Source organism: Escherichia coli DSM 30083 = JCM 1649 = ATCC 11775, from assembly GCF_003697165.2.
Lineage (GTDB): Bacteria > Pseudomonadota > Gammaproteobacteria > Enterobacterales > Enterobacteriaceae > Escherichia > Escherichia coli.
In genome coordinates this window covers 443,210-468,467 of sequence record NZ_CP033092.2, presented here as the reverse complement: position 1 = coordinate 468,467, position 25,258 = coordinate 443,210, and the positions used below count along the sequence as shown (strand labels likewise).

26 protein-coding genes, 3 tRNA genes and 4 rRNA genes are annotated in these 25,258 nt (G+C 49.8%); 10 read left to right on the top strand and 23 right to left on the bottom strand.

All coding sequences use genetic code 11. The annotated features are described in order from the left end of the window. The first annotated feature begins 344 nt into the window (after positions 1–344). The 4 genes from EAS44_RS03105 (at position 345) to yhdZ (ending at position 4,498) form a co-directional block, all read left to right on the top strand. Complete coding sequence (locus EAS44_RS03105) at positions 345–1,370, top strand: amino acid ABC transporter substrate-binding protein (protein WP_000738577.1); 1,026 nt, start codon at positions 345–347, stop codon at positions 1,368–1,370. A gap of 67 nt (positions 1,371–1,437) precedes the next feature. Beyond that, entirely contained in the window at positions 1,438–2,619 is a 1,182-nt protein-coding gene (gene yhdX, locus EAS44_RS03100; RefSeq protein ID WP_001350717.1) for an amino acid ABC transporter permease, read from the top strand. A gap of 9 nt (positions 2,620–2,628) precedes the next feature. Continuing rightward, the gene (yhdY, locus tag EAS44_RS03095) at positions 2,629–3,732 is read left to right on the top strand and encodes an amino acid ABC transporter permease (protein ID WP_001350716.1); all 1,104 of its coding nucleotides are present in this window, start codon (positions 2,629–2,631) and stop codon (positions 3,730–3,732) included. Between the two features lie 7 nt (positions 3,733–3,739). Next, on the top strand, positions 3,740–4,498 hold the full coding sequence (yhdZ, locus tag EAS44_RS03090; protein ID WP_000078319.1) for an amino acid ABC transporter ATP-binding protein: 759 nt from the start codon (positions 3,740–3,742) through the stop codon (positions 4,496–4,498). Positions 4,499–4,560: 62 nt separating this feature from the next. Here yhdZ and rrf (EAS44_RS03085) read toward each other — a convergent pair. From rrf (EAS44_RS03085) to EAS44_RS03055, 7 genes are all read right to left on the bottom strand, one after another. Then, positions 4,561–4,676, bottom strand: a 5S ribosomal RNA gene (gene rrf, locus EAS44_RS03085). A 39-nt stretch (positions 4,677–4,715) separates the two neighbouring features. After that, positions 4,716–4,791 (bottom strand) — tRNA-Thr (locus tag EAS44_RS03080). Between the two features lie 14 nt (positions 4,792–4,805). Continuing rightward, positions 4,806–4,921: ribosomal RNA gene (gene rrf / locus EAS44_RS03075) — 5S ribosomal RNA — on the bottom strand. A 96-nt stretch (positions 4,922–5,017) separates the two neighbouring features. Further along, a 23S ribosomal RNA gene (locus tag EAS44_RS03070) occupies positions 5,018–7,921 on the bottom strand. Between the two features lie 183 nt (positions 7,922–8,104). Continuing rightward, positions 8,105–8,180 (bottom strand) — tRNA-Ala (locus EAS44_RS03065). A 42-nt stretch (positions 8,181–8,222) separates the two neighbouring features. Beyond that, a tRNA-Ile gene (locus tag EAS44_RS03060) sits at positions 8,223–8,299 on the bottom strand. Between the two features lie 68 nt (positions 8,300–8,367). Continuing rightward, positions 8,368–9,909 (bottom strand): 16S ribosomal RNA (locus EAS44_RS03055). The 16S, 23S and 5S rRNA genes sit together here with 3 tRNA genes alongside, the layout of an rRNA operon. A gap of 472 nt (positions 9,910–10,381) precedes the next feature. Here EAS44_RS03055 and yrdA point away from each other — a divergent pair. Next, positions 10,382–10,936 (top strand): gamma carbonic anhydrase family protein, encoded by a 555-nt coding sequence (gene yrdA / locus EAS44_RS03050; protein ID WP_001286216.1) that lies wholly within the window; start codon positions 10,382–10,384, stop codon positions 10,934–10,936. On the opposite strand, the gene yrdB is transcribed toward yrdA, so the two are convergent. From yrdB to dprA, 6 genes are read right to left on the bottom strand one after another with little or no spacing between them, the layout of a single operon-like run. Continuing rightward, a complete protein-coding gene (gene yrdB / locus EAS44_RS03045; protein ID WP_001070567.1) occupies positions 10,912–11,169 on the bottom strand; it encodes a DUF1488 domain-containing protein in 258 nt (85 codons plus the stop codon). The genes yrdA and yrdB overlap by 25 nt on opposite strands. After that, on the bottom strand, positions 11,166–11,984 hold the full coding sequence (aroE, locus tag EAS44_RS03040; protein ID WP_000451230.1) for a shikimate dehydrogenase: 819 nt from the start codon (positions 11,982–11,984) through the stop codon (positions 11,166–11,168). The genes yrdB and aroE overlap by 4 nt, the downstream gene beginning before the upstream one ends. Positions 11,985–11,988: 4 nt before the next feature. Continuing rightward, complete coding sequence (gene tsaC / locus EAS44_RS03035) at positions 11,989–12,561, bottom strand: L-threonylcarbamoyladenylate synthase type 1 TsaC (protein WP_001297709.1); 573 nt, start codon at positions 12,559–12,561, stop codon at positions 11,989–11,991. A 4-nt stretch (positions 12,562–12,565) separates the two neighbouring features. Then, positions 12,566–13,108, bottom strand: a complete 543-nt coding sequence (gene yrdD, locus EAS44_RS03030; RefSeq protein ID WP_001312137.1) for a type I DNA topoisomerase — start codon at positions 13,106–13,108, stop codon at positions 12,566–12,568. A 28-nt stretch (positions 13,109–13,136) separates the two neighbouring features. Continuing rightward, entirely contained in the window at positions 13,137–13,610 is a 474-nt protein-coding gene (gene smg / locus EAS44_RS03025; protein WP_000460672.1) for a DUF494 family protein Smg, read from the bottom strand. After that, positions 13,582–14,706, bottom strand: coding sequence for a DNA-protecting protein DprA (gene dprA / locus EAS44_RS03020; RefSeq protein WP_000228508.1), 1,125 nt, complete (start codon positions 14,704–14,706; stop codon positions 13,582–13,584). Before dprA ends, smg begins: the two co-directional genes overlap by 29 nt. Before the next feature lie 129 nt (positions 14,707–14,835). Between dprA and def the strand changes: the two genes are divergently transcribed. From def to mscL, 5 genes are all read left to right on the top strand, one after another. After that, entirely contained in the window at positions 14,836–15,345 is a 510-nt protein-coding gene (gene def, locus EAS44_RS03015) for a peptide deformylase (RefSeq protein WP_000114984.1), read from the top strand. A gap of 14 nt (positions 15,346–15,359) precedes the next feature. Then, positions 15,360–16,307 (top strand): methionyl-tRNA formyltransferase, encoded by a 948-nt coding sequence (gene fmt / locus EAS44_RS03010; protein ID WP_000004421.1) that lies wholly within the window; start codon positions 15,360–15,362, stop codon positions 16,305–16,307. A 51-nt stretch (positions 16,308–16,358) separates the two neighbouring features. Continuing rightward, a complete protein-coding gene (gene rsmB / locus EAS44_RS03005) occupies positions 16,359–17,648 on the top strand; it encodes a 16S rRNA (cytosine(967)-C(5))-methyltransferase RsmB (RefSeq protein ID WP_000744766.1) in 1,290 nt (429 codons plus the stop codon). A gap of 21 nt (positions 17,649–17,669) precedes the next feature. Continuing rightward, positions 17,670–19,046 (top strand): Trk system potassium transporter TrkA, encoded by a 1,377-nt coding sequence (gene trkA, locus EAS44_RS03000; RefSeq protein ID WP_000691382.1) that lies wholly within the window; start codon positions 17,670–17,672, stop codon positions 19,044–19,046. 129 nt (positions 19,047–19,175) lie between these two features. Next, positions 19,176–19,589 carry a large-conductance mechanosensitive channel protein MscL gene (gene mscL / locus EAS44_RS02995; RefSeq protein ID WP_000022450.1) on the top strand — a complete coding sequence of 138 codons (414 nt, stop codon included), beginning with the start codon at positions 19,176–19,178 and terminating at the stop codon, positions 19,587–19,589. Here mscL and arfA read toward each other — a convergent pair. The 10 genes from arfA to secY form a co-directional block, all read right to left on the bottom strand. Then, positions 19,586–19,804: an alternative ribosome-rescue factor ArfA gene (arfA, locus tag EAS44_RS02990; protein WP_000092695.1), complete on the bottom strand. Its 219-nt coding sequence runs from the start codon at positions 19,802–19,804 to the stop codon at positions 19,586–19,588. The genes mscL and arfA overlap by 4 nt on opposite strands. A 55-nt stretch (positions 19,805–19,859) precedes the next feature. After that, positions 19,860–20,285: a Zn(2+)-responsive transcriptional regulator gene (zntR, locus tag EAS44_RS02985; RefSeq protein ID WP_000285610.1), complete on the bottom strand. Its 426-nt coding sequence runs from the start codon at positions 20,283–20,285 to the stop codon at positions 19,860–19,862. Between the two features lie 10 nt (positions 20,286–20,295). Continuing rightward, positions 20,296–20,664 (bottom strand): DUF1992 domain-containing protein, encoded by a 369-nt coding sequence (yhdN, locus tag EAS44_RS02980; RefSeq protein ID WP_000266504.1) that lies wholly within the window; start codon positions 20,662–20,664, stop codon positions 20,296–20,298. A 106-nt stretch (positions 20,665–20,770) separates the two neighbouring features. After that, positions 20,771–21,154 carry a 50S ribosomal protein L17 gene (gene rplQ, locus EAS44_RS02975; protein ID WP_001216368.1) on the bottom strand — a complete coding sequence of 128 codons (384 nt, stop codon included), beginning with the start codon at positions 21,152–21,154 and terminating at the stop codon, positions 20,771–20,773. 40 nt (positions 21,155–21,194) lie between these two features. Next, complete coding sequence (rpoA, locus tag EAS44_RS02970; RefSeq protein WP_001162094.1) at positions 21,195–22,184, bottom strand: DNA-directed RNA polymerase subunit alpha; 990 nt, start codon at positions 22,182–22,184, stop codon at positions 21,195–21,197. A gap of 25 nt (positions 22,185–22,209) precedes the next feature. Next, a complete protein-coding gene (gene rpsD / locus EAS44_RS02965; RefSeq protein WP_000135224.1) occupies positions 22,210–22,830 on the bottom strand; it encodes a 30S ribosomal protein S4 in 621 nt (206 codons plus the stop codon). 33 nt (positions 22,831–22,863) lie between these two features. Beyond that, positions 22,864–23,253, bottom strand: coding sequence for a 30S ribosomal protein S11 (gene rpsK, locus EAS44_RS02960; protein WP_001029684.1), 390 nt, complete (start codon positions 23,251–23,253; stop codon positions 22,864–22,866). Between the two features lie 16 nt (positions 23,254–23,269). Beyond that, the gene (gene rpsM / locus EAS44_RS02955) at positions 23,270–23,626 is read right to left on the bottom strand and encodes a 30S ribosomal protein S13 (protein ID WP_000090775.1); all 357 of its coding nucleotides are present in this window, start codon (positions 23,624–23,626) and stop codon (positions 23,270–23,272) included. A 146-nt stretch (positions 23,627–23,772) separates the two neighbouring features. Further along, on the bottom strand, positions 23,773–23,889 hold the full coding sequence (gene rpmJ, locus EAS44_RS02950; protein ID WP_000868187.1) for a 50S ribosomal protein L36: 117 nt from the start codon (positions 23,887–23,889) through the stop codon (positions 23,773–23,775). A 31-nt stretch (positions 23,890–23,920) separates the two neighbouring features. Further along, positions 23,921–25,252, bottom strand: a complete 1,332-nt coding sequence (gene secY / locus EAS44_RS02945) for a preprotein translocase subunit SecY (RefSeq protein WP_001118861.1) — start codon at positions 25,250–25,252, stop codon at positions 23,921–23,923. Between the last annotated feature and the right edge of the window lie 6 nt (positions 25,253–25,258).

Genomic DNA, 25,258 nt, shown 5'->3' with positions numbered 1-25,258 from the left:
TCCCTGCTGATTTAGCATGTTATATCACGTTATTTCGCTGCTTTCGAAATAACGCATCAATTTAACTTTCACACATCCCACCAGAAATATACTCACGCTAACAATCATTATTCTGCTTAGTAAAAAACGCGTAAATATTTTGCGCCAAAATGTGGCGCATGTTTCATTTTCGCACCATTGCGGGGCGCTGTTTTTATTATTTCCTGTCTACACTCAGCTTATTGCGACGCGAAATCGTGCGCAAAAGCTGGCACTACTTTTGCTTATAAGAGGATGGCCACAGACAGGTAAAAGACGTTTCCCAAACGTCCTATAACGATAATTTTCGCCTCACAGGAAGCATTATGAAAAAGATGATGATAGCCACACTGGCTGCCGCCAGCGTGCTGCTTGCCGTTGCAAATCAGGCGCATGCTGGCGCGACGCTTGATGCCGTTCAGAAAAAAGGTTTTGTGCAATGCGGGATCAGTGATGGATTACCTGGGTTCTCTTATGCCGATGCTGACGGTAAGTTTTCAGGTATTGATGTAGATGTTTGTCGTGGTGTTGCCGCTGCTGTATTCGGTGACGATACGAAAGTGAAATATACCCCGCTCACTGCAAAAGAACGCTTCACCGCTTTACAGTCAGGGGAGGTGGATTTGCTCTCCCGTAATACGACCTGGACTTCATCTCGCGATGCCGGGATGGGAATGGCATTTACTGGCGTCACTTATTACGACGGCATTGGCTTCCTGACGCACGATAAAGCGGGGCTAAAAAGCGCGAAAGAACTGGATGGCGCTACCGTCTGTATTCAGGCGGGGACTGATACCGAACTCAACGTCGCCGATTACTTCAAGGCAAATAATATGAAGTACACGCCAGTAACCTTCGATCGCTCAGACGAATCAGCGAAAGCTCTGGAATCAGGCCGCTGTGATACTCTGGCCTCGGATCAATCACAACTGTATGCCCTACGCATCAAATTAAGCAACCCAGCTGAATGGATTGTCTTACCGGAAGTTATCTCTAAAGAACCACTTGGGCCGGTAGTTCGTCGTGGCGATGATGAATGGTTCTCGATTGTACGCTGGACGCTTTTCGCCATGCTGAATGCTGAAGAGATGGGCATCAATTCCCAGAACGTCGATGAAAAAGCGGCTAATCCAGCAACGCCTGATATGGCACATCTGCTGGGTAAAGAAGGCGATTACGGCAAGGATCTGAAGCTGGATAATAAATGGGCCTTTAACATCATCAAACAGGTGGGTAACTACTCGGAAATTTTCGAGCGTAACGTAGGTTCAGAAAGCCCGCTGAAAATTAAACGTGGGCAAAATAATCTCTGGAATAACGGCGGTATTCAGTACGCGCCGCCCGTGCGTTAAGTCGGTGTGAGGTAACGAGCGTCGCTACGGCGGCGCTCTCTTCAGCGTTATGCTTTCCGAGGTTTCTATGTCTCATCGCCGCTCAACCGTTAAAGGCTCACTCTCTTTTGCCAACCCTACGGTTCGCGCCTGGTTATTCCAGATCCTTGCCGTTGTTGCTGTTGTCGGCATTATTGGTTGGTTATTTCACAACACTGTAACGAATCTCAGTAATCGCGGCATAACATCAGGATTTGCTTTTCTTGACCGCGGGGCCGGTTTTGGCATCGTTCAGCATTTGATTGATTATCAGCAAGGCGACACTTACGGACGCGTTTTTATTGTCGGCCTGCTCAATACGCTACTGGTTTCTGCATTGTGTATTGTGTTCGCTTCTGTTTTGGGCTTCTTTATCGGTCTGGCGAGACTTTCGGATAACTGGCTGCTACGAAAGCTTTCCACAATTTATATTGAGATCTTCCGTAATATTCCGCCATTGCTGCAAATCTTCTTCTGGTACTTTGCCGTGTTGCGCAATTTGCCCGGGCCACGCCAGGCAGTGAGCGCACTGGATTTGGTGTTTCTGAGCAATCGTGGGCTTTATATTCCGTCGCCGCAGCTGGGAGATGGGTTTCTTGCGTTTATCCTGGCTGTTGTTATAGCTATAGTCCTTTCTGTTGGGCTATTCCGCTTTAATAAAACACACCAGATAAAGACCGGACAACTGCGCCGCACCTGGCCGATTGCCGCAGTGTTGATCATTGGTTTGCCTTTACTGGCGCAATGGCTTTTTGGCGCAGCACTACACTGGGATGTCCCAGCCCTTCGAGGCTTTAATTTCCGCGGCGGGATGGTTTTAATTCCTGAACTGGCAGCCTTAACGCTAGCACTTTCGATTTATACCTCTGCATTTATCGCCGAGATTATCCGCGCAGGGATCCAGGCAGTGCCTTATGGTCAACATGAAGCGGCTCGATCACTGGGATTACCCAACCCGGTAACGCTACGCCGGGTCATTATTCCCCAGGCATTGCGGGTGATTATTCCACCGTTAACCAGCCAGTATCTCAACATCGTCAAGAACTCCTCTCTTGCCGCCGCTATTGGCTATCCCGATATGGTTTCGCTGTTTGCTGGCACCGTGCTGAACCAAACGGGGCAAGCCATCGAGACGATAGCCATGACCATGTCGGTCTATCTGATTATCAGCCTGACTATCTCGCTGCTGATGAATATCTATAACCGCCGCATCGCGATCGTTGAACGCTAAGGAGTCATGATGACAAAAGTATTGCTGTCTCATCCCCCGCGCCTGGCGAGCCATAACTCAAGCCGCGCGATGGTGTGGGTGCGAAAAAATCTGTTCTCCAGCTGGAGCAATAGCCTGCTGACTATTGGCTGCATATGGTTGATGTGGGAACTGATCCCACCGTTGCTGAACTGGGCATTTTTGCAGGCTAACTGGGTTGGCTCAACGCGTGCCGACTGCACAAAATCCGGTGCCTGTTGGGTCTTCATCCACGAACGATTTGGTCAGTTTATGTATGGACTTTACCCACACGACCAACGCTGGCGAATTAACCTGGCATTACTGATTGGCCTTGTTTCTATCGCACCAATGTTCTGGAAAATACTTCCGCATCGCAGTCGCTATATTGCGGTCTGGGCGGTGATTTACCCACTGGTTGTCTGGTGGCTGATGTATGGTGGGTTTCTTGGTCTTGATCGGGTTGAAACCCGGCAATGGGGCGGGTTGACGCTAACTTTAATTATTGCATCAGTTGGGATTGCGGGGGCGCTACCGTGGGGGATCTTACTGGCGTTAGGTCGCCGCTCCCATATGCCGATTGTGCGTATCTTATCGGTCATTTTTATCGAGTTCTGGCGCGGCGTACCGCTGATTACCGTATTGTTTATGTCTTCGGTCATGCTGCCGTTGTTTATGGCAGAAGGCACCAGTATCGACAAACTGATCCGCGCGCTGGTTGGCGTGATCCTATTTCAGTCAGCATATGTTGCGGAAGTCGTGCGAGGCGGATTGCAGGCGCTGCCTAAAGGGCAATATGAAGCGGCAGAGTCGCTGGCATTGGGTTACTGGAAAACTCAGGGGCTGGTTATTCTGCCACAGGCGTTGAAGCTGGTAATTCCTGGGCTGGTAAATACCATCATCGCACTCTTCAAAGATACCAGTCTGGTGATCATCATCGGGTTGTTCGATCTTTTCAGTAGCGTTCAGCAGGCAACCGTTGATCCCGCCTGGTTGGGTATGTCGACGGAAGGGTATGTTTTCGCCGCGCTGATCTACTGGATCTTCTGTTTCAGCATGTCACGTTATAGCCAACATCTGGAAAAACGTTTTAACACCGGGCGTACACCGCATTGAGGACACTATGAGCCAAATTTTACTGCAACCTGCTAACGCGATGATTACGCTGGAAAACGTCAATAAATGGTATGGACAATTCCATGTTTTGAAAAATATAAATTTAATCGTGCAACCGGGCGAACGGATCGTTCTGTGTGGCCCTTCAGGTTCCGGTAAATCGACAACCATTCGTTGTATTAATCATCTGGAAGAACATCAACAGGGACGGATCGTGGTAGATGGCATCGAACTTAATGAAGATATCCGCAATATTGAGCGCGTCAGGCAGGAAGTGGGAATGGTCTTTCAGCATTTCAATCTCTTCCCTCATCTGACCGTGTTGCAGAACTGTACCCTGGCACCGATTTGGGTACGCAAGATGCCAAAGAAAGAGGCTGAAGCTCTGGCGATGCATTACCTTGAGCGGGTGAGAATTGCCGAACATGCCCAGAAGTTTCCCGGACAGATTTCTGGTGGTCAGCAGCAACGTGTTGCCATAGCACGTTCGCTGTGTATGAAGCCGAAAATTATGTTGTTTGATGAGCCAACGTCGGCGCTCGATCCTGAGATGGTGAAAGAGGTGCTGGATACGATGATTGGGCTGGCGCAGTCGGGTATGACAATGTTGTGTGTAACACATGAGATGGGGTTTGCACGAACCGTCGCTGACCGGGTGATTTTTATGGATCGTGGGGAAATAGTGGAGCAAGCTGCACCTAATGAATTTTTTGCGCATCCTAAATCAGAGCGTACGAGGACATTTTTATCGCAGGTAATCCATTAATTGAATGTTAGTTCGAAAAGCAAAAAGGCCATCCTTTCGGATGGCCTTTCGCTTGATTTGATGTCTGGCAGTTCCCTACTCTCGCATGGGGAGACCCCACACTACCATCGGCGCTACGGCGTTTCACTTCTGAGTTCGGCATGGGGTCAGGTGGGACCACCGCGCTACTGCCGCCAGACAAATTCTTTTCTAATCTGCCGAACTTTAACCTAAAAAGTGGTGCTGATACCCAGAGTCGAACTGGGGACCTCACCCTTACCAAGGGTGCGCTCTACCAACTGAGCCATATCAGCACGCTAAATTTGATGCCTGGCAGTTCCCTACTCTCGCATGGGGAGACCCCACACTACCATCGGCGCTACGGCGTTTCACTTCTGAGTTCGGCATGGGGTCAGGTGGGACCACCGCGCTAAGGCCGCCAGGCAAATTCTGTTTCATTAACCCGCTTGTCGCCGGTTAATCTAATCTGTATCAGGCTGAAAATCTTTCTCTCATCCGCCAAAACATCTTCGGCGTTGTAAGGTTAAGCCTCACGGTTCATTAGTACCGGTTAGCTCAACGCATCGCTGCGCTTACACACCCGGCCTATCAACGTCGTCGTCTTCAACGTTCCTTCAGGAGACTCTAAGTCTCAGGGAGAACTCATCTCGGGGCAAGTTTCGTGCTTAGATGCTTTCAGCACTTATCTCTTCCGCATTTAGCTACCGGGCAGTGCCATTGGCATGACAACCCGAACACCAGTGATGCGTCCACTCCGGTCCTCTCGTACTAGGAGCAGCCCCCCTCAGTTCTCCAGCGCCCACGGCAGATAGGGACCGAACTGTCTCACGACGTTCTAAACCCAGCTCGCGTACCACTTTAAATGGCGAACAGCCATACCCTTGGGACCTACTTCAGCCCCAGGATGTGATGAGCCGACATCGAGGTGCCAAACACCGCCGTCGATATGAACTCTTGGGCGGTATCAGCCTGTTATCCCCGGAGTACCTTTTATCCGTTGAGCGATGGCCCTTCCATTCAGAACCACCGGATCACTATGACCTGCTTTCGCACCTGCTCGCGCCGTCACGCTCGCAGTCAAGCTGGCTTATGCCATTGCACTAACCTCCTGATGTCCGACCAGGATTAGCCAACCTTCGTGCTCCTCCGTTACTCTTTAGGAGGAGACCGCCCCAGTCAAACTACCCACCAGACACTGTCCGCAACCCGGATTACGGGCCAACGTTAGAACATCAAACATTAAAGGGTGGTATTTCAAGGTCGGCTCCATGCAGACTGGCGTCCACACTTCAAAGCCTCCCACCTATCCTACACATCAAGGCTCAATGTTCAGTGTCAAGCTATAGTAAAGGTTCACGGGGTCTTTCCGTCTTGCCGCGGGTACACTGCATCTTCACAGCGAGTTCAATTTCACTGAGTCTCGGGTGGAGACAGCCTGGCCATCATTACGCCATTCGTGCAGGTCGGAACTTACCCGACAAGGAATTTCGCTACCTTAGGACCGTTATAGTTACGGCCGCCGTTTACCGGGGCTTCGATCAAGAGCTTCGCGTTACCGCTAACCCCATCAATTAACCTTCCGGCACCGGGCAGGCGTCACACCGTATACGTCCACTTTCGTGTTTGCACAGTGCTGTGTTTTTAATAAACAGTTGCAGCCAGCTGGTATCTTCGACTGATTTCAGCTCCACGAGCAAGTCGCTTCACCTACATATCAGCGTGCCTTCTCCCGAAGTTACGGCACCATTTTGCCTAGTTCCTTCACCCGAGTTCTCTCAAGCGCCTTGGTATTCTCTACCTGACCACCTGTGTCGGTTTGGGGTACGATTTGATGTTACCTGATGCTTAGAGGCTTTTCCTGGAAGCAGGGCATTTGTCGCTTCAGCACCGTAGTGCCTCGTCATCACGCCTCAGCCTTGGTTTTCCGGATTTGCCTGGAAAACCAGCCTACACGCTTAAACCGGGACAACCGTCGCCCGGCCAACATAGCCTTCTCCGTCCCCCCTTCGCAGTAACACCAAGTACAGGAATATTAACCTGTTTCCCATCGACTACGCCTTTCGGCCTCGCCTTAGGGGTCGACTCACCCTGCCCCGATTAACGTTGGACAGGAACCCTTGGTCTTCCGGCGAGCGGGCTTTTCACCCGCTTTATCGTTACTTATGTCAGCATTCGCACTTCTGATACCTCCAGCAACCCTCACAGGCCACCTTCACAGGCTTACAGAACGCTCCCCTACCCAACAACACATAGTGTCGCTGCCGCAGCTTCGGTGCATGGTTTAGCCCCGTTACATCTTCCGCGCAGGCCGACTCGACCAGTGAGCTATTACGCTTTCTTTAAATGATGGCTGCTTCTAAGCCAACATCCTGGCTGTCTGGGCCTTCCCACATCGTTTCCCACTTAACCATGACTTTGGGACCTTAGCTGGCGGTCTGGGTTGTTTCCCTCTTCACGACGGACGTTAGCACCCGCCGTGTGTCTCCCGTGATAACATTCTCCGGTATTCGCAGTTTGCATCGGGTTGGTAAGTCGGGATGACCCCCTTGCCGAAACAGTGCTCTACCCCCGGAGATGAATTCACGAGGCGCTACCTAAATAGCTTTCGGGGAGAACCAGCTATCTCCCGGTTTGATTGGCCTTTCACCCCCAGCCACAAGTCATCCGCTAATTTTTCAACATTAGTCGGTTCGGTCCTCCAGTTAGTGTTACCCAACCTTCAACCTGCCCATGGCTAGATCACCGGGTTTCGGGTCTATACCCTGCAACTTAACGCCCAGTTAAGACTCGGTTTCCCTTCGGCTCCCCTATTCGGTTAACCTTGCTACAGAATATAAGTCGCTGACCCATTATACAAAAGGTACGCAGTCACCCCATAAAGAGGCTCCCACTGCTTGTACGTACACGGTTTCAGGTTCTTTTTCACTCCCCTCGCCGGGGTTCTTTTCGCCTTTCCCTCACGGTACTGGTTCACTATCGGTCAGTCAGGAGTATTTAGCCTTGGAGGATGGTCCCCCCATATTCAGACAGGATACCACGTGTCCCGCCCTACTCATCGAGCTCACAATATGTGCATTTTTGTGTACGGGGCTGTCACCCTGTATCGCGCGCCTTTCCAGACGCTTCCACTAACACACACACTGATTCAGGCTCTGGGCTCCTCCCCGTTCGCTCGCCGCTACTGGGGGAATCTCGGTTGATTTCTTTTCCTCGGGGTACTTAGATGTTTCAGTTCCCCCGGTTCGCCTCATTAACCTATGGATTCAGTTAATGATAGTGTGTCGAAACACACTGGGTTTCCCCATTCGGAAATCGCCGGTTATAACGGTTCATATCACCTCACCGACGCTTATCGCAGATTAGCACGTCCTTCATCGCCTCTGACTGCCAGGGCATCCACCGTGTACGCTTAGTCGCTTAACCTCACAACCCGAAGATGTTTCTTGCGATCCATCATCGTGTTGCGAAAATTTGAGAGACTCACGAACAACTTTCGTTGTTCAGTGTTTCAATTTTCAGCTTGATCCAGATTTTTAAAGAGCAAAACTTCGCAGTGAACCTTTGCAGGTACACTCTGAAGTATTTTTTATTTAATCACTACAGAGATGGTGGAGCTATGCGGGATCGAACCGCAGACCTCCTGCGTGCAAAGCAGGCGCTCTCCCAGCTGAGCTATAGCCCCATAACATGTAGTTAAAACCTCTTCAAATTTGCGATGCAAATTTGGTAGGCCTGAGTGGACTTGAACCACCGACCTCACCCTTATCAGGGGTGCGCTCTAACCACCTGAGCTACAAGCCTGTAGAGGTTTTACTGCTCATTTTCATCAGACAATCTGTGTGAGCACTTCAAAGTACGCTTCTTTAAGGTAAGGAGGTGATCCAACCGCAGGTTCCCCTACGGTTACCTTGTTACGACTTCACCCCAGTCATGAATCACAAAGTGGTAAGCGCCCTCCCGAAGGTTAAGCTACCTACTTCTTTTGCAACCCACTCCCATGGTGTGACGGGCGGTGTGTACAAGGCCCGGGAACGTATTCACCGTGGCATTCTGATCCACGATTACTAGCGATTCCGACTTCATGGAGTCGAGTTGCAGACTCCAATCCGGACTACGACGCACTTTATGAGGTCCGCTTGCTCTCGCGAGGTCGCTTCTCTTTGTATGCGCCATTGTAGCACGTGTGTAGCCCTGGTCGTAAGGGCCATGATGACTTGACGTCATCCCCACCTTCCTCCAGTTTATCACTGGCAGTCTCCTTTGAGTTCCCGGCCGGACCGCTGGCAACAAAGGATAAGGGTTGCGCTCGTTGCGGGACTTAACCCAACATTTCACAACACGAGCTGACGACAGCCATGCAGCACCTGTCTCACGGTTCCCGAAGGCACATTCTCATCTCTGAAAACTTCCGTGGATGTCAAGACCAGGTAAGGTTCTTCGCGTTGCATCGAATTAAACCACATGCTCCACCGCTTGTGCGGGCCCCCGTCAATTCATTTGAGTTTTAACCTTGCGGCCGTACTCCCCAGGCGGTCGACTTAACGCGTTAGCTCCGGAAGCCACGCCTCAAGGGCACAACCTCCAAGTCGACATCGTTTACGGCGTGGACTACCAGGGTATCTAATCCTGTTTGCTCCCCACGCTTTCGCACCTGAGCGTCAGTCTTCGTCCAGGGGGCCGCCTTCGCCACCGGTATTCCTCCAGATCTCTACGCATTTCACCGCTACACCTGGAATTCTACCCCCCTCTACGAGACTCAAGCTTGCCAGTATCAGATGCAGTTCCCAGGTTGAGCCCGGGGATTTCACATCTGACTTAACAAACCGCCTGCGTGCGCTTTACGCCCAGTAATTCCGATTAACGCTTGCACCCTCCGTATTACCGCGGCTGCTGGCACGGAGTTAGCCGGTGCTTCTTCTGCGGGTAACGTCAATGAGCAAAGGTATTAACTTTACTCCCTTCCTCCCCGCTGAAAGTACTTTACAACCCGAAGGCCTTCTTCATACACGCGGCATGGCTGCATCAGGCTTGCGCCCATTGTGCAATATTCCCCACTGCTGCCTCCCGTAGGAGTCTGGACCGTGTCTCAGTTCCAGTGTGGCTGGTCATCCTCTCAGACCAGCTAGGGATCGTCGCCTAGGTGAGCCGTTACCCCACCTACTAGCTAATCCCATCTGGGCACATCCGATGGCAAGAGGCCCTAAGGTCCCCCTCTTTGGTCTTGCGACGTTATGCGGTATTAGCTACCGTTTCCAGTAGTTATCCCCCTCCATCAGGCAGTTTCCCAGACATTACTCACCCGTCCGCCACTCGTCAGCAAAGCAGCAAGCTGCTTCCTGTTACCGTTCGACTTGCATGTGTTAGGCCTGCCGCCAGCGTTCAATCTGAGCCATGATCAAACTCTTCAATTTAAAAGTTTGATGCTCAAAGAATTAAACTTCGTAATGAATTACGTGTTCACTCCTGAGACTTGGTATTCATTTTTCGTCTTGCGACGTTAAGAATCCGTATCTTCGAGTGCCCACACAGATTGTCTGATAAATTGTTAAAGAGCAGTTGCGACGCGGCTTTCAGCTCACTGTCGCGAGGTGGCGTATATTACGCTTTCCTCTTTCAGAGTCAACCCTGAACTTCAGGATTTTTTCTCTTTGTTGTTACGACCATCTTGTGAAGTGTTTCACGTTGTCGTCTCAACGGAGGCGCATTATAGGGATCCCAATTTTTTGCACAAGTACTTTTTTGATCTTTTTTTCTGTTTGTTGCTTTTTCACCCTTTTTGCTGCATTCGCACACAAAACGGTGCTTTTTTGCATGCTAAAAGACTTGCACAAGGCCAATAATGCACCCAAAGTCATTAGTAAATCATTTATTGTTGAGGTGAGTATGTCTGATGTTTTACGCCCATACCGCGATCTTTTTCCACAAATCGGTCAGCGCGTAATGATCGACGATAGCAGCGTCGTGATTGGTGACGTTCGTTTGGCTGATGATGTGGGGATCTGGCCGCTCGTTGTGATTCGTGGAGATGTACATTATGTACAGATCGGAGCACGCACCAATATCCAGGATGGCAGTATGTTGCATGTCACTCATAAATCCTCGTACAACCCAGATGGCAACCCATTAACCATTGGCGAAGATGTCACTGTTGGTCACAAGGTGATGCTCCACGGCTGCACCATTGGCAATCGAGTTTTGGTTGGGATGGGCTCAATTTTACTTGATGGCGCAATAGTAGAAGATGATGTGATGATTGGTGCGGGTAGCCTGGTCCCACAAAATAAACGGCTGGAGAGCGGATATCTGTATCTCGGTAGCCCCGTCAAACAGATCCGCCCGTTAAGTGATGAAGAGAAGGCTGGGTTACGCTATTCCGCAAATAACTACGTGAAATGGAAGGACGAATATCTGGATCAAGGTAACCAGACCCAACCTTGATCATCTTCACTTTGTTCCTGAATTAAGTTTTCCGCTTCTTCTTCCAGGTCCCAGCGATGCTGACGAAAACTCGCTAACCACTGTTCTGGCGTATCTCCAGTAAAGCGATACGCCAGACTCTCGCCAGAGATCGCACATGTCAGTTGCATACCATTCACGAGAGCGGGAAAACATACACATCTTTTATTCTCGTCCCACTCTTCCCTATCCGGAAACTGGATGGCCTGATTCACGCTGACAATTCCTGTTGCAATAGTTTGATGACCGGTTCTACATCAGGCAGAACGCCATGCCAAAGAAGGAAGGCATGAGCCGCCTGTGCCACCAGCATTCCTAAACCATCAGCATTACGCTTTGAGCCTCGCTGCTCACACCATGCCAGAAAAGGAGTTTTTCCTTTCTGATAGAACATGTCATAGCAATAAATGCCTGGATGAATGAGCGATGACGGGATCGCCGGAATATCACCACTGATGCCACTGGATGTTGCATTAATAATGAGATCAAACTCATGACCTTCCAGTTCGTCCATACCCAACGCCTGAATACTGCCAGTGTGCGCAAACAATTTAGTCAACTCTTCTGCGCGAGATACCGTCCGATTAGTGATTGTCACCGCACAGTCCAGGGAAAGGAGTGGCAGTAGTACGCCGCGAGATGCTCCACCAGCGCCAATGAGCAGAATACGTAAACCAGGACGGATAAAAGACAGACGTTCCAGATCGCTTAACAAACCTATACCATCGGTATTGTCACCCAGCAGGCGTCCATCTTCTAACCGCTTGAGGGTATTAACAGCACCAGCCAACGCTGCCCGTTCAGTAAGCTCATCCGCTCTGGCAAAAGCCTCTTCTTTAAAAGGTACCGTCACATTCGCACCTTTACCACCAGCACTAAAGAAAGCGTTCAGTGTGTTGATGAAATCATTGATGGGTGCCAACACGCGTCCATAGGGATGTTCAATATTCAGTTGCTGAGCAAATTGCTGATGAATGAATGGCGATTTGCTGTGGGCTATCGGATTACCAAAAACAGCATAGGTTTCCATTATGTTACCCCTGTCGAAACAGTTCACCCGTCAGGGCATCGCGGATTTCTGAAGGATTTAAACGCCCCCCCGTTTCACCAGGCACAACCGGGAACGCCGCGCCAAATTGTGCGCGAACTTCGTCTACTGTTCGACAAGGTGGCAATCCACTCAAGTTGGCACTGGTAGAAACCAGCGGTTTACCATAAGCCTGGCACAAAGCAACCACCAACGGATGGTCGGTGACTCGTACAGCAAGCGAATCAAAGCGGCCCGTCAACCAGCGCGGTGTTGTCGCAGGCGCGGGAAAAACAAAGGTGACAGGACCTGGCCAGCGAGAAAATATAGTTTCACGCTGCGCGTCAGTCAGCATGGTGTCATCAATATAGGGTTTAAGCTGCTCGTAATTTGCGGCGATTAGAATCAGCCCCTTATCAACCGGACGCTGTTTTAACTCCAACAGTCGCATCACTGCTGTTTCGCTATCAGGATCGCACCCGACACCGAAAACGGCTTCCGTTGGATAGGCGATGACACGTTCTTCATTGAGGACATCTATCGCAGCTGCGATAGCGTCTCCTTGCAGGTTATTATTCACGTTATTATTCCGCCGAAATCGGCTTTCCACATTGTTTACTGGCACAAAAGTGTTTTACACCCTGCGCGGTTTTCTTTTCGATGAGTAGCGGATAATGGCACTCAGGGCATTCTCCAGCTATGGGTTTGAAGTTAATGGCAAATTGACACTCCGGGTAGCGATCACAGGAGTGAAATGTTTTGCCATAACGGGAGCGGCGCTGAACCAGATGGCCCGTCCGGCATTGGGGGCATGTAATTGCTGTTTCGTCCGGTTTATCGATAAGTTCGGTATGTTCGCATTCAGGGTAGTTACTGCAACCAATAAACATACCAAAGCGTCCCTGGCGTAATACCAGATTTGCGCCACATGCAGGGCAAACCTGCCCCTCCAGAACTTTGACAATATGTCCATCCGCTGAAGATTTCAGAGGACGGACGTAGTCACACGCCGGATACTGTGAGCATCCAAGAAACGGACCGTGTTTCCCGGATCGAATAACTAGTTCAGCCCCGCACTTTGGGCAGGACTCATTATTACGCACCGTGAACAGTGCTGATTTCGCCATAACTACTTATGCTGAATTAAAGAAATGATTAATGCAGCATACCTTCATTCACTTCAAAGAGTAATTCTTCCATTTGCTGGTACGCATTTTCGCAGCCCGGAATATTGAACAACACCATCAGGATTACCCATTTCAGGTCTTCCAGGTCGAACTCAGCGGTATCCAGCGCGAGCACTCGCTCTATCACCATTTCACGGGTTTCAAGGTTAAGCACCTGAATTTGCTCAAGGAAAAGCAGAAAACCACGACAGCTGGCATCCAGTCTTTCACACTCTTCAGGGGTATAAATACGCATGGAGAGTGGATCAGAGGCCAGTTGCATCGGTTCTGCCAGTCCTTCCTGATAATCCGCAAGCTTTTCCAGCCAAAGCAGGGCATTGTAGATATCTTCTCGATCAAATCCTGCGTCGGTAAGATCCTGTTCAAGTTTGTCTTGATCCACACGCAACTCAGCTTCTGTGTGAATATAGGTTTCAAACAAATACATTAGTACGTCGAACATGGCATGCCCTCCTCAATCGGACATAGCCGCCGGGTACAGCTGCGATCCATCCTGCTAACTCCAGTTCGAGTAGTTGAGTAACTACCTCTGGCACAGGTTGGCCGGCACGTTCAGCGACGACGTCAACAGGTGTTACCTCATCTCCTACGTTAGCCAGGAGCTCAGGAAATGGCAATGCCACGTCTTCCTGATCTGGTGAATAAAATGAATTTTCAGGGGCGTCTGGCAACCAGTGCAATCCAAATTGCAAGTTTTCCAGAATTTCTTCCGGTTCCGTCACAAGAATCGCACCTTGTTTTATTAACCAGTGAGGCCCTTCGCTTCCCGGATTCCCTATTGGACCTGGCAAAGCAAAAACTTCACGCCCCTGCTCAAGCGCACAACGTGCTGTCACCAGCGAACCACTGCGCAAAGCCGCTTCCACCACCAGTACACCTTTACTTAGACCACTGATAATGCGATTTCTTCGTGGGAAATTGTAAGCAAGGGGTGGAACATCGAGGGGAAATTCCGAGACGAGAGCACCACCTTGCTCAAGTAGACTGGCAGCCAGTGGAGCATGGCGGCGGGGATGAATGGTATTAAGTCCATTCCCCAATACAGCAATGCTAACGCCATTTACCTGTAAGGCCGCTTTATGCGCCACACCATCGATTCCACGCGCCAGTCCACTCGTAATTGTCACTCCACGCGTCGCCAGAGTTTCGCAAAATAATCGTCCCCATCGCTCGCCATACCATGAATGCGCCCGACTCCCCACTACGGCAAGCTGAAATGAATGCAACGCGTGCAGTTCTCCTTCAACAAACAGTGCGCCGGGGTAATCTGTCGTCGCCAGAAGTTGAGGAGGATAAAATTCGCTGTCCGCAGGGATTAAATGATGGTTGGGTTGCTCCAACCAACAAAGTGAGCTTTCGATACTCTTTCGCGGAAATGAAAGAAAGCGTTGTGCCTGCCGCAATGTAAGCCCTGTTTGCTGCAATACAACCGCATCAATATGCGACTGTTTTGCCAGCCAGTGAGCTATACGGACCATATCATCGCCATACAAGCTGCTGATGCTAATTAAACGCAGCCAAATTTCTGTATCAACCATCCTTATCTCCCTGCCATAAGCAGCCTTAGCAATCTTTGCGATTGGTCAGTGATGCTGTCAATCAGAGGGGGATTTGTCTAGAATAGAAGAAATAATCTTTCTAACTCCTGAACACATCTCTGGAGATTTATGTCAGTTTTGCAAGTGTTACATATTCCGGACGAGCGGCTTCGCAAAGTTGCTAAACCGGTAGAAGAAGTGAATGCAGAAATTCAGCGTATCGTCGATGATATGTTCGAGACGATGTACGCAGAAGAAGGTATTGGCCTGGCGGCAACCCAGGTTGATATCCATCAACGTATCATTGTAATTGATGTTTCGGAAAACCGTGACGAACGGCTGGTGTTAATCAATCCGGAGCTTTTAGAAAAAAGCGGCGAAACAGGCATTGAAGAAGGTTGCCTGTCGATCCCTGAACAACGTGCTTTAGTGCCACGCGCAGAGAAAGTTAAAATTCGCGCCCTGGACCGCGACGGTAAACCATTTGAACTGGAAGCAGACGGTCTGTTAGCCATCTGTATTCAGCATGAGATGGATCACCTGGTCGGCAAACTGTTTATGGATTATCTGTCACCGCTGAAACAACAACGTATTCGTCAGAAAGTTGAAAAACTGGATCGTCTGAAAGCCCGGGCTTAAGGATAAGAATTAACGTGTCAGAATCACTACGTATTATTTTTGCGGGTACACCTGACTTTGCAGCGCGTCATCTCGACGCGCTGTTGTCTTCTGGTCATAACATCGTTGGCGTGTTTACCCAGCCAGACCGACCGGCAGGACGCGGTAAAAAACTGATGCCCAGCCCGGTTAAAGTTCTGGCTGAGGACAAAGGTCTGCCCGTTTTTCAACCTGTTTCCCTGCGTCCACAAGAAAACCAGCAACTGGTCGCCGATCTGCAGGCTGATGTTATGGTCGTCGTCGCCTATGGTTTAATTCTGCCTAAAGCTGTGCTGGAGATGCCGCGTCTTGGCTGTATCAACGTTCATGGTTCACTGCTGCCACGCTGGCGCGGTGCTGCACCAATCCAACGCTCACTATGGGCGGGTGATGCAGAAACTGGTGTGACCATTATGCAAATGGATGTTGGTTTAGACACCGGTGACATGCTTTATAAGCTCTCCTGCCCGATTACTGCAGAAGATACCAGTGGTACGCTGTACGACAAACTGGCAGAGCTTGGCCCACAAGGGCTTATTACTACGTTGAAACAACTGGCAGACGGCACGGCGAAACCAGAAGTTCAGGACGAAACTCTTGTCACTTACGCCGAAAAGTTGAGTAAAGAAGAAGCGCGTATTGACTGGTCACTTTCGGCAGCACAGCTTGAACGTTGCATTCGCGCTTTCAATCCATGGCCAATGAGCTGGCTGGAAATTGAAGGGCAGCCGGTTAAAGTCTGGAAAGCATCTGTCATCGATACGACAACAAAGGCTGCGCCAGGAACAATCCTTGAAGCCAATAAACAAGGCATTCAGGTAGCGACAGGTGATGGCATCCTGAATCTGCTCTCAATGCAACCTGCAGGTAAGAAAGCGATGAGCGTGCAAGACCTCCTGAATTCTCGTCGGGAATGGTTTGTACCGGGCAACCGTCTGGCCTGATAGTCCACTCTTCTAAGCCCGGTCTTACCGGGCATCTTTATATTTATACTTATGAAAAAACAACGTAATTTACGTAGCATGGCGGCCCAGGCCATTGAACAAGTCGTTGAGCAAGGGCAATCACTGAGCAACATTCTGCCACCGCTCCAGCAAAAAGTTTCCGATAAAGATAAAGCTCTTCTCCAGGAGTTATGCTTTGGCGTACTGCGTACGCTCTCACAGTTAGACTGGCTGATTAATAAGCTAATGGCCCGTCCGATGACAGGCAAACAGCGTACTGTTCATTACCTGATTATGGTTGGTTTGTATCAACTGCTTTATACCCGCATTCCACCTCATGCCGCGCTGGCTGAAACGGTTGAAGGCGCAGTTGCAATTAAGCGCCCGCAACTTAAGGGATTGATTAACGGTGTATTACGTCAGTTCCAGCGTCAGCAAGATGAGTTATTAGCCGAGTTTAATGCCAGTGATGCACGTTATCTGCATCCTTCCTGGTTGCTGAAGCGTCTGCAAAAGGCGTATCCCGAGCAGTGGCAATCCATCGTCGAAGCCAATAACCAGCGTCCGCCAATGTGGCTGCGCGTTAATCGTACGCATCATTCCCGCGACAGCTGGCTTGCATTGCTGGATGAAGCAGGAATGAAAGGTTTCCCGCATGCGGATTACCCTGATGCTGTACAGCTGGAAACACCTGCACCTGTTCATGCGCTACCCGGTTTTGAAGAAGGATGGGTTACCGTTCAGGATGCTTCAGCACAAGGTTGCATGACCTGGCTTGCTCCACAAAATGGTGAACACATTCTGGATCTTTGCGCCGCCCCAGGCGGTAAAACAACGCATATTCTTGAGGTTGCTCCAGAGGCGCAAGTTCTGGCGGTCGATATTGATGAGCAGCGCCTCTCTCGCGTTTACGACAATTTAAAACGCCTTGGTATGAAGGCAACCGTAAAACAAGGTGATGGCCGTTACCCTTCCCAATGGTGTGGTGAGCAACAGTTCGATCGCATTTTATTAGATGCACCTTGTTCGGCAACTGGTGTAATTCGTCGCCATCCGGATATTAAATGGTTACGCCGCGATCGCGATATCCCAGAACTCGCGCAGTTGCAGTCTGAAATTCTCGACGCCATCTGGTCGCATTTAAAATCCGGAGGAACCCTGGTCTATGCCACCTGTTCGATGTTACCGGAAGAGAATAGCCTGCAGATTAAAGCCTTTTTGCAACGTACCGCTGATGCCGAACTTTGCGAAACAGGAACACCAGAGCAACCGGGTAAACAAAATTTGCCCGGTGCCGAAGAGGGCGACGGCTTCTTTTACGCTAAGCTAATCAAAAAGTGATGAGATAACGGGTCGCGACTGATGAAAATTATCATTCTGGGTGCCGGCCAGGTTGGCGGCACACTGGCGGAAAACCTGGTTGGCGAGAACAACGATATTACTGTTGTCGATACCAACGGTGAGCGTCTGCGGACCTTACAGGATAAATTTGACCTGCGAGTCGTGCAGGGGCATGGCTCTCATCCACGCGTATTGCGGGAGGCAGGTGCCGACGACGCCGATATGCTGGTTGCTGTAACCAGTTCAGATGAAACCAATATGGTTGCCTGCCAGGTAGCCTACTCACTTTTCAACACCCCTAATCGCATCGCTCGTATCCGCTCACCAGACTACGTGCGCGATGCCGATAAGCTATTTCATTCAGATGCTGTTCCGATTGATCATCTGATCGCACCAGAGCAGTTGGTTATCGATAATATTTACCGACTGATTGAGTATCCCGGCGCATTGCAGGTGGTGAACTTCGCTGAGGGTAAAGTCAGCCTGGCTGTGGTTAAAGCCTATTATGGCGGCCCGCTGATTGGTAATGCACTTTCGACCATGCGCGAACATATGCCACATATCGATACTCGTGTGGCAGCAATTTTCCGCCACGATCGCCCCATTCGTCCGCAAGGTTCGACCATTGTTGAAGCTGGTGATGAAGTGTTCTTTATTGCCGCTTCACAGCATATCCGCGCGGTGATGAGTGAATTACAGCGACTGGAAAAACCGTATAAGCGGATCATGCTGGTTGGTGGCGGTAATATCGGTGCAGGGCTGGCGCGTCGTCTGGAAAAAGATTACAGCGTTAAACTCATCGAACGTAATCAGCAGCGCGCTGCCGAACTGGCGGAAAAGTTGCAGAATACGATCGTCTTTTTTGGTGATGCGTCGGATCAAGAACTGCTGGCCGAAGAACATATCGATCAAGTTGATCTGTTTATTGCCGTCACCAACGATGACGAGGCCAATATCATGTCCGCCATGCTTGCCAAACGTATGGGTGCGAAAAAGGTGATGGTATTGATCCAACGTCGCGCTTATGTGGATCTGGTTCAGGGGAGCGTGATCGATATTGCGATTTCACCACAACAAGCAACTATTTCTGCGTTGCTTAGCCATGTGCGAAAAGCAGATATTGTTGGTGTTTCCTCATTACGCCGCGGCGTAGCAGAAGCTATTGAAGCCGTTGCTCACGGTGATGAAAGCACCTCACGCGTTGTCGGCAGAGTCATTGACGAAATCAAGCTACCGCCAGGAACGATTATTGGAGCGGTGGTACGTGGAAACGATGTGATGATTGCCAATGACAATCTGCGCATTGAGCAAGGCGATCACGTAATTATGTTCCTCACAGATAAAAAGTTTATTACCGACGTCGAAAGACTCTTCCAGCCAAGTCCTTTCTTCTTGTAATTAATAAGGCGTCTAATGACGCCTTATTATTTCCCTTTGATTATTAAGGATTAATTAAATCCATTCCTGGCAGGAAAATGGCTTAACATTTGTTAGACTTATGGTTGTCGGCTTCATAGGGAGAATAACATGAGCATTATTAAAGAATTTCGCGAATTTGCGATGCGCGGGAACGTGGTGGATTTGGCAGTGGGTGTCATTATCGGAGCGGCATTCGGGAAGATTGTATCTTCACTGGTTGCCGATATCATCATGCCACCTCTGGGCTTATTAATTGGCGGGATCGACTTTAAACAGTTTGCTGTCACGCTACGCGAGGCCCAAGGGGATATCCCTGCTGTTGTGATGCATTACGGTGTCTTCATTCAAAACGTCTTTGATTTTCTGATAGTAGCCTTTGCCATCTTTATGGCGATTAAGCTAATCAACAAACTGAATCGGAAAAAAGAAGAACCAGCAGCAGCAACACCTGCACCAACTAAAGAAGAAGTATTACTGACAGAAATTCGTGATTTGCTGAAAGAGCAGAATAACCGCTCTTAACAAGCGTCTGAAAGCAGAAGGCCAGTGGTAAAAAAGTGATTTACTTTCTTGCCACTGGCCTCCCAGTTCCCCCGATTGCCATGTTTTCCTTTTCGCATGTAACTGCCTTTCCCTTTCTTATTTTTCTCTACTCGCTGTCGGAATAAGGGATCATGTAGTAATGCTTCTATCGCATTATCCTTTATCTGCCCTTTAGTATGCTGATATCGGCTCATAAAAACTCCAGTTGGTTATTTAACGGCGCGAGTGTAATCCTGCCAGTGCAAAAAATCAACAGCCACTCTTAACGCCACTCGCCCCTTGTTCAAGAGCTTCAAGAATCGAGCAATAAACACTGCTATGGGCGGTCCCACAACAGGTATCATTAAGGCGTTGCAAGGAACGCTGCATACTCTGCAACTCGGCTATACGAGCTTCGACTTCCTGCAATCGTTCCTGCACAATGCCTTTTGACTCCTGACAGGTATGGTGTTCCGGATCGATACGGATCGACAGCAACTCGCGGATCGACTCCAGACTGAAACCTAGTTGTCTGGCATGGCGGATAAATTTCAATCGCTGGAGATCGCTTTCGGTATACAGGCGAAACCCACCTTCGGTGCGTACTTCATGCTCCATCATCTGCTGCTTTTCGTAATAACGAATCGTGTCGGGTGTTACTTCCGCCATTTTTGCCAGCTCACCAATGCGATACATACATACTCCACTAGTTATCGTTGATTTTGTTCAACAACTTGTCAGCATAATCGCCGCGTAAAAAATCGGTACTCAATCCAGCTTGTCGCAGCTTCAATTCCAGTAATGACAATCGACGACTAACCTCTTGATATTGCGGATCATCATGACGGATACCTTTGAGAATATCCAGAAGCTGTATTGCTTCCCTCCTATGCTCAAGTTCTGGCGGTAAGCAACCAGCATTCTTCAGCAAGCGATACCCCGCACGTAATTCCGGTGGCACATGAGAATCATCATCCAGTATCAATGGTTCGCCGCTACCTACCAGGTTATCAAACTCACCTTTCGCTTGCGCTTCTGCTATATGACGCTCTGCCCACTGGTCAAGTAACCACATAAATACTCCAGGGGATGAATAAAAAGAGTACAGCTATTGTAGATAAGTGGGGATGCTACGGGTATAAAAAAACCCGCCGGGGCGGGTTTTTTTACGTTGCTTCAGATTACTCTGCAGCAGCTTCTGCTTTCTCTGAACGATCAACCAGCTCGATGTAAGCCATCGGCGCATTGTCGCCTGCACGGAAGCCACACTTCAGAATACGAGTGTAACCACCGGCACGGCTCGCGAAACGCGGGCCCAGTTCGTTAAACAGTTTTGCCACGATCTCGTTATCACGAGTACGGGCGAATGCCAGACGACGATTAGCAACGCTATCAGTCTTGGCAAGAGTAATCAGCGGCTCAACTACGCGGCGCAGCTCTTTCGCTTTAGGCAGAGTCGTCTTGATGATTTCATGACGAACCAGTGAACCTGCCATATTGCGGAACATAGCCTGGCGATGGCTGCTGTTGCGGTTCAGTTGACGACCACTCTTACGATGGCGCATGACCTTATCCTTCTCAGTAAAACCTTAACCTGTGATCCGGTTACTCGTCAGCGATGCTTGCCGGTGGCCAGTTTTCCAGGCGCATGCCCAGAGACAGTCCACGGGAAGCCAGCACGTCTTTAATCTCAGTAAGAGATTTTTTACCAAGGTTAGGCGTTTTAAGGAGCTCAACCTCGGTACGCTGTACCAGATCACCGATATAGTGGATAGCTTCTGCTTTAAGGCAGTTAGCAGAGCGGACAGTCAATTCCAGATCGTCAACAGGGCGCAGCAGGATCGGATCGAACTCTGGTTTCTCTTCTTTCACTTCAGGCTGACGTACATCACGTAAGTCAACGAAAGCTTCCAGTTGTTCAGCCAGAATGGTTGCCGCACGACGAATCGCCTCTTCAGGATCGATTGTGCCGTTGGTTTCCATTTCGATGACCAGCTTGTCCAGGTCGGTACGCTGTTCTACACGCGCTGCTTCAACATTGTAGGCAATACGCTCCACAGGGCTGTAGCATGCGTCGACCAGCAGACGGCCGATTGGGCGCTCATCTTCTTCCGAATGAATTCGGGTAGAAGCCGGCACATAACCACGACCGCGCTGAACTTTGATACGCATGCTAATAGACGCGTTCTCATCGGTCAGGTGGCAGATCACGTGCTGCGGCTTGACGATTTCGACATCACCGTCGTGGGTGATATCGGCTGCAGTCACAGGGCCAATGCCAGATTTATTCAAGGTAAGAATAACTTCATCTTTGCCCTGAACTCTCACCGCCAGCCCTTTCAGGTTGAGCAGGATTTCCAGGATATCTTCCTGAACGCCTTCTTTGGTGCTGTACTCATGTAGTACACCATCAATCTCAACCTCGGTCACCGCGCAACCCGGCATCGATGAGAGCAGAATACGGCGCAGTGCGTTACCCAGAGTATGGCCAAAGCCACGCTCTAAAGGCTCAAGGGTCACCTTGGCGTGCGTCGAACTCACTTGCTCGATATCAACCAGGCGCGGTTTTAGAAACTCTGTCACAGAACCCTGCATTGTGTCCTCTCTTTGGTACTAAGCTTTACTTGGAGTAAAGCTCGACGATCAGGTGTTCGTTAATGTCCGCAGACAGATCAGAACGCTCCGGCTTACGCTTAAACGTACCTTCCATCTTGCCAGCATCAACTTCCAGCCAGGTTGGCTTTTCACGCTGCTCAGCCAGCTCCAGAGCGGCTTTCACGCGAGACTGCTTCTTCGCTTTCTCACGAATGCTTACAACGTCATTCGGACTAACCTGATAAGAAGCGATGTTAACAACACGACCGTTTACCATAATTGCTTTATGGCTAACCAGCTGACGTGCTTCTGCACGAGTGGCACCGAAGCCCATACGGTATACAACGTTGTCCAGACGACCTTCCAGCAGAGCCAACAGGTTTTCACCGGTGTTGCCTTTCAGACGTGCTGCTTCTTTGTAGTAGTTACGGAACTGACGCTCCAGCACACCATAGATACGGCGAACTTTTTGCTTTTCACGCAACTGCACACCATAGTCAGACAGACGCGGTTTACGCGCACCGTGCTGGCCAGGAGCTTGTTCAATTTTACACTTGGTATCGATCGCGCGAACGCCAGACTTAAGGAATAAGTCGGTGCCCTCACGACGGCTCAGCTTGAGCTTAGGACCCAAATATCTTGCCATTTTCTTTCTCCAACAAACCTGGAAAACGAGGCGTTATACGCGACGTTTTTTCGGCGGACGACAACCGTTATGAGGGATCGGAGTCACATCAGTAATGTTAGTGATGCGGAAACCTGCGGCGTTCAGAGCACGAATAGTAGATTCGCGGCCTGGACCCGGACCTTTAACCATAACTTCCAGATTCTTGATGCCGTATTCTTTCACGGCGTCAGCGCAACGCTCTGCTGCAACCTGTGCTGCAAACGGAGTGGATTTGCGAGAACCACGGAAACCGGAACCACCGGCTGTTGCCCAACCCAACGCGTTACCCTGACGATCAGTGATAGTCACGATGGTGTTGTTGAAAGAAGCATGGATATGAGCCACGCCGTCAGAGACTTGTTTTCTTACACGTTTACGTGCACGAATTGGTGCCTTTGCCATTATTCAATCACCCCGATTATTTCTTGATCGGTTTGCGCGGACCCTTACGGGTACGTGCGTTGGTCTTGGTACGCTGACCGCGAACCGGGAGACCACGACGATGACGCAAACCGCGATAGCAACCAAGATCCATCAGGCGCTTGATGCTCATGCTGATTTCACGGCGCAGATCACCTTCAACGACAAATTTGGCAACTTCGTCACGCAGCGTGTCGATTTGTCCTTCAGACAGCTCACTGATCTTAACATCTTCAGCGATACCCGCTGCAGCCAGGATGGCTTTAGAACGGGTCTTGCCGACGCCATAAATCGAAGTTAATGCGATTACGGCATGCTTATGATCAGGAATGTTAATGCCTGCTATACGGGCCACTATGCACTCCTACTATTTAATATGTACGTTCCATGCTGAAAAGCCCGTTTTCAGGATACTCAAATGGAAACGCACAGACATACAAAAGATTGGCTGGCTAATCTAGCCAGCTCAACCCAACTTTGCAAGAAAAATATGCGAAAAAATCAGCCTTGGCGCTGTTTATGCTTCGGCTCGGCACTGCAAATCACACGGATGACACCATCACGCTTAACGATTTTGCAGTTACGGCATAATTTCTTGACGGAAGCACGAACTTTCATTTTTACTCTCCGTAACTTCTCGGGCGACCAATTATCGGCCGTAGCCTTTCAGGTTCGCCTTCTTCAATGCAGACTCATACTGACTGGACATCATCAGAGTTTGCACTTGAGCCATAAAGTCCATAATCACGACAACAACGATAAGCAGTGAGGTCCCACCGAAGTAGAACGGTACTTTCATTGCATCACGCATGAACTCCGGGATCAGGCAGATAAAGGTAATGTACAGCGCACCAACCAAGGTCAGGCGGGTCATTACTTTATCGATATACTTCGCCGTTTGCTCTCCCGGACGAATTCCTGGTACAAATGCACCGGACTTCTTCAGGTTATCTGCTGTTTCACGCGGGTTGAAAACCAACGCCGTGTAGAAGAAACAGAAGAAGATGATTGCAGACGCATAGAGTAACACATAAAGCGGTTGCCCAGGCTGCAAATACAGCGAAATTGTTGTCAGCCAGTTCCAACCAGTACCGCCCCCGAACCATGACGCGATGGTCGCCGGGAACAGAATAATACTGGAAGCGAAGATTGCCGGGATTACCCCCGCCATATTCACTTTCAGCGGTAAATGTGTGCTCTGTGCAGCATAGACACGACGACCTTGCTGACGTTTCGCGTAGTTTACCACAATGCGGCGTTGACCACGCTCAACAAATACAACAAAGAACGTCACTGCAAATACTAATACTGCAACCAACAGCAACACGAGGAAGTGCAGGTCGCCTTGACGCGCTTGCTCGATAGTATGGGCAATGGCTGGCGGGAGTCCCGCGACAATACCGGCGAAGATAATGATTGAAATACCGTTGCCGATACCTCGTTCAGTGATCTGTTCGCCCAACCACATCAGGAACATGGTTCCTGTGACCAGACTTACAACAGCGGTGAAGTAGAATGCAAAGCCCGGGTTAATGACCAGGCCTTGCATACCAGGCATATTCGGCAGACCGGTAGCAATACCGATCGACTGGAATATTGCCAGCACCAGAGTACCGTAGCGGGTGTACTGGCTGATCTTACGACGACCAGACTCCCCTTCTTTCTTAATTTCTGCCAACGTTGGATGAACCACCGTCAGTAGCTGGATAATGATCGACGCCGAAATATACGGCATGATCCCCAGAGCAAAGATAGAAGCACGGCTGAGAGCACCACCAGAGAACATGTTAAACATCTCAATGATGGTGCCTCGCTGTTGCTCAAGCAGTTTGGCAAGTACAGCGGCATCAATACCAGGGATCGGAATAAAAGAGCCAATACGGAACACAATCAGCGCACCGATAACAAACAGCAGTCTGCGTTTCAGCTCGCCTAAGCCACCTTTGGCACTTTGAAAATCTAATCCCGGTTGTTTAGCCATCTGCTA

Excerpts from the sequence above, each read along its gene's own strand:
- EAS44_RS03105 (WP_000738577.1), top strand. The coding sequence starts at position 345 with ATGAAAAAGATGATGATAGCCACACTGGCTGCCGCCAGCGTGCTGCTT.
- yhdX (WP_001350717.1), top strand. The coding sequence starts at position 1,438 with ATGTCTCATCGCCGCTCAACCGTTAAAGGCTCACTCTCTTTTGCCAAC.
- yhdY (WP_001350716.1), top strand. The coding sequence starts at position 2,629 with ATGACAAAAGTATTGCTGTCTCATCCCCCGCGCCTGGCGAGCCATAAC.
- yhdZ (WP_000078319.1), top strand. The coding sequence starts at position 3,740 with ATGAGCCAAATTTTACTGCAACCTGCTAACGCGATGATTACGCTGGAA.
- yrdA (WP_001286216.1), top strand. The coding sequence starts at position 10,382 with ATGTCTGATGTTTTACGCCCATACCGCGATCTTTTTCCACAAATCGGT.
- aroE (WP_000451230.1), bottom strand. The coding sequence starts at position 11,984 with ATGGAAACCTATGCTGTTTTTGGTAATCCGATAGCCCACAGCAAATCG.
- yrdD (WP_001312137.1), bottom strand. The coding sequence starts at position 13,108 with ATGGCGAAATCAGCACTGTTCACGGTGCGTAATAATGAGTCCTGCCCA.
- smg (WP_000460672.1), bottom strand. The coding sequence starts at position 13,610 with ATGTTCGACGTACTAATGTATTTGTTTGAAACCTATATTCACACAGAA.
- dprA (WP_000228508.1), bottom strand. The coding sequence starts at position 14,706 with ATGGTTGATACAGAAATTTGGCTGCGTTTAATTAGCATCAGCAGCTTG.
- def (WP_000114984.1), top strand. The coding sequence starts at position 14,836 with ATGTCAGTTTTGCAAGTGTTACATATTCCGGACGAGCGGCTTCGCAAA.
- rsmB (WP_000744766.1), top strand. The coding sequence starts at position 16,359 with ATGAAAAAACAACGTAATTTACGTAGCATGGCGGCCCAGGCCATTGAA.
- trkA (WP_000691382.1), top strand. The coding sequence starts at position 17,670 with ATGAAAATTATCATTCTGGGTGCCGGCCAGGTTGGCGGCACACTGGCG.
- mscL (WP_000022450.1), top strand. The coding sequence starts at position 19,176 with ATGAGCATTATTAAAGAATTTCGCGAATTTGCGATGCGCGGGAACGTG.
- arfA (WP_000092695.1), bottom strand. The coding sequence starts at position 19,804 with ATGAGCCGATATCAGCATACTAAAGGGCAGATAAAGGATAATGCGATA.
- zntR (WP_000285610.1), bottom strand. The coding sequence starts at position 20,285 with ATGTATCGCATTGGTGAGCTGGCAAAAATGGCGGAAGTAACACCCGAC.
- yhdN (WP_000266504.1), bottom strand. The coding sequence starts at position 20,664 with ATGTGGTTACTTGACCAGTGGGCAGAGCGTCATATAGCAGAAGCGCAA.
- rplQ (WP_001216368.1), bottom strand. The coding sequence starts at position 21,154 with ATGCGCCATCGTAAGAGTGGTCGTCAACTGAACCGCAACAGCAGCCAT.
- rpoA (WP_001162094.1), bottom strand. The coding sequence starts at position 22,184 with ATGCAGGGTTCTGTGACAGAGTTTCTAAAACCGCGCCTGGTTGATATC.
- rpsD (WP_000135224.1), bottom strand. The coding sequence starts at position 22,830 with ATGGCAAGATATTTGGGTCCTAAGCTCAAGCTGAGCCGTCGTGAGGGC.
- rpsK (WP_001029684.1), bottom strand. The coding sequence starts at position 23,253 with ATGGCAAAGGCACCAATTCGTGCACGTAAACGTGTAAGAAAACAAGTC.
- rpmJ (WP_000868187.1), bottom strand. The coding sequence starts at position 23,889 with ATGAAAGTTCGTGCTTCCGTCAAGAAATTATGCCGTAACTGCAAAATC.
- secY (WP_001118861.1), bottom strand. The coding sequence starts at position 25,252 with ATGGCTAAACAACCGGGATTAGATTTTCAAAGTGCCAAAGGTGGCTTA.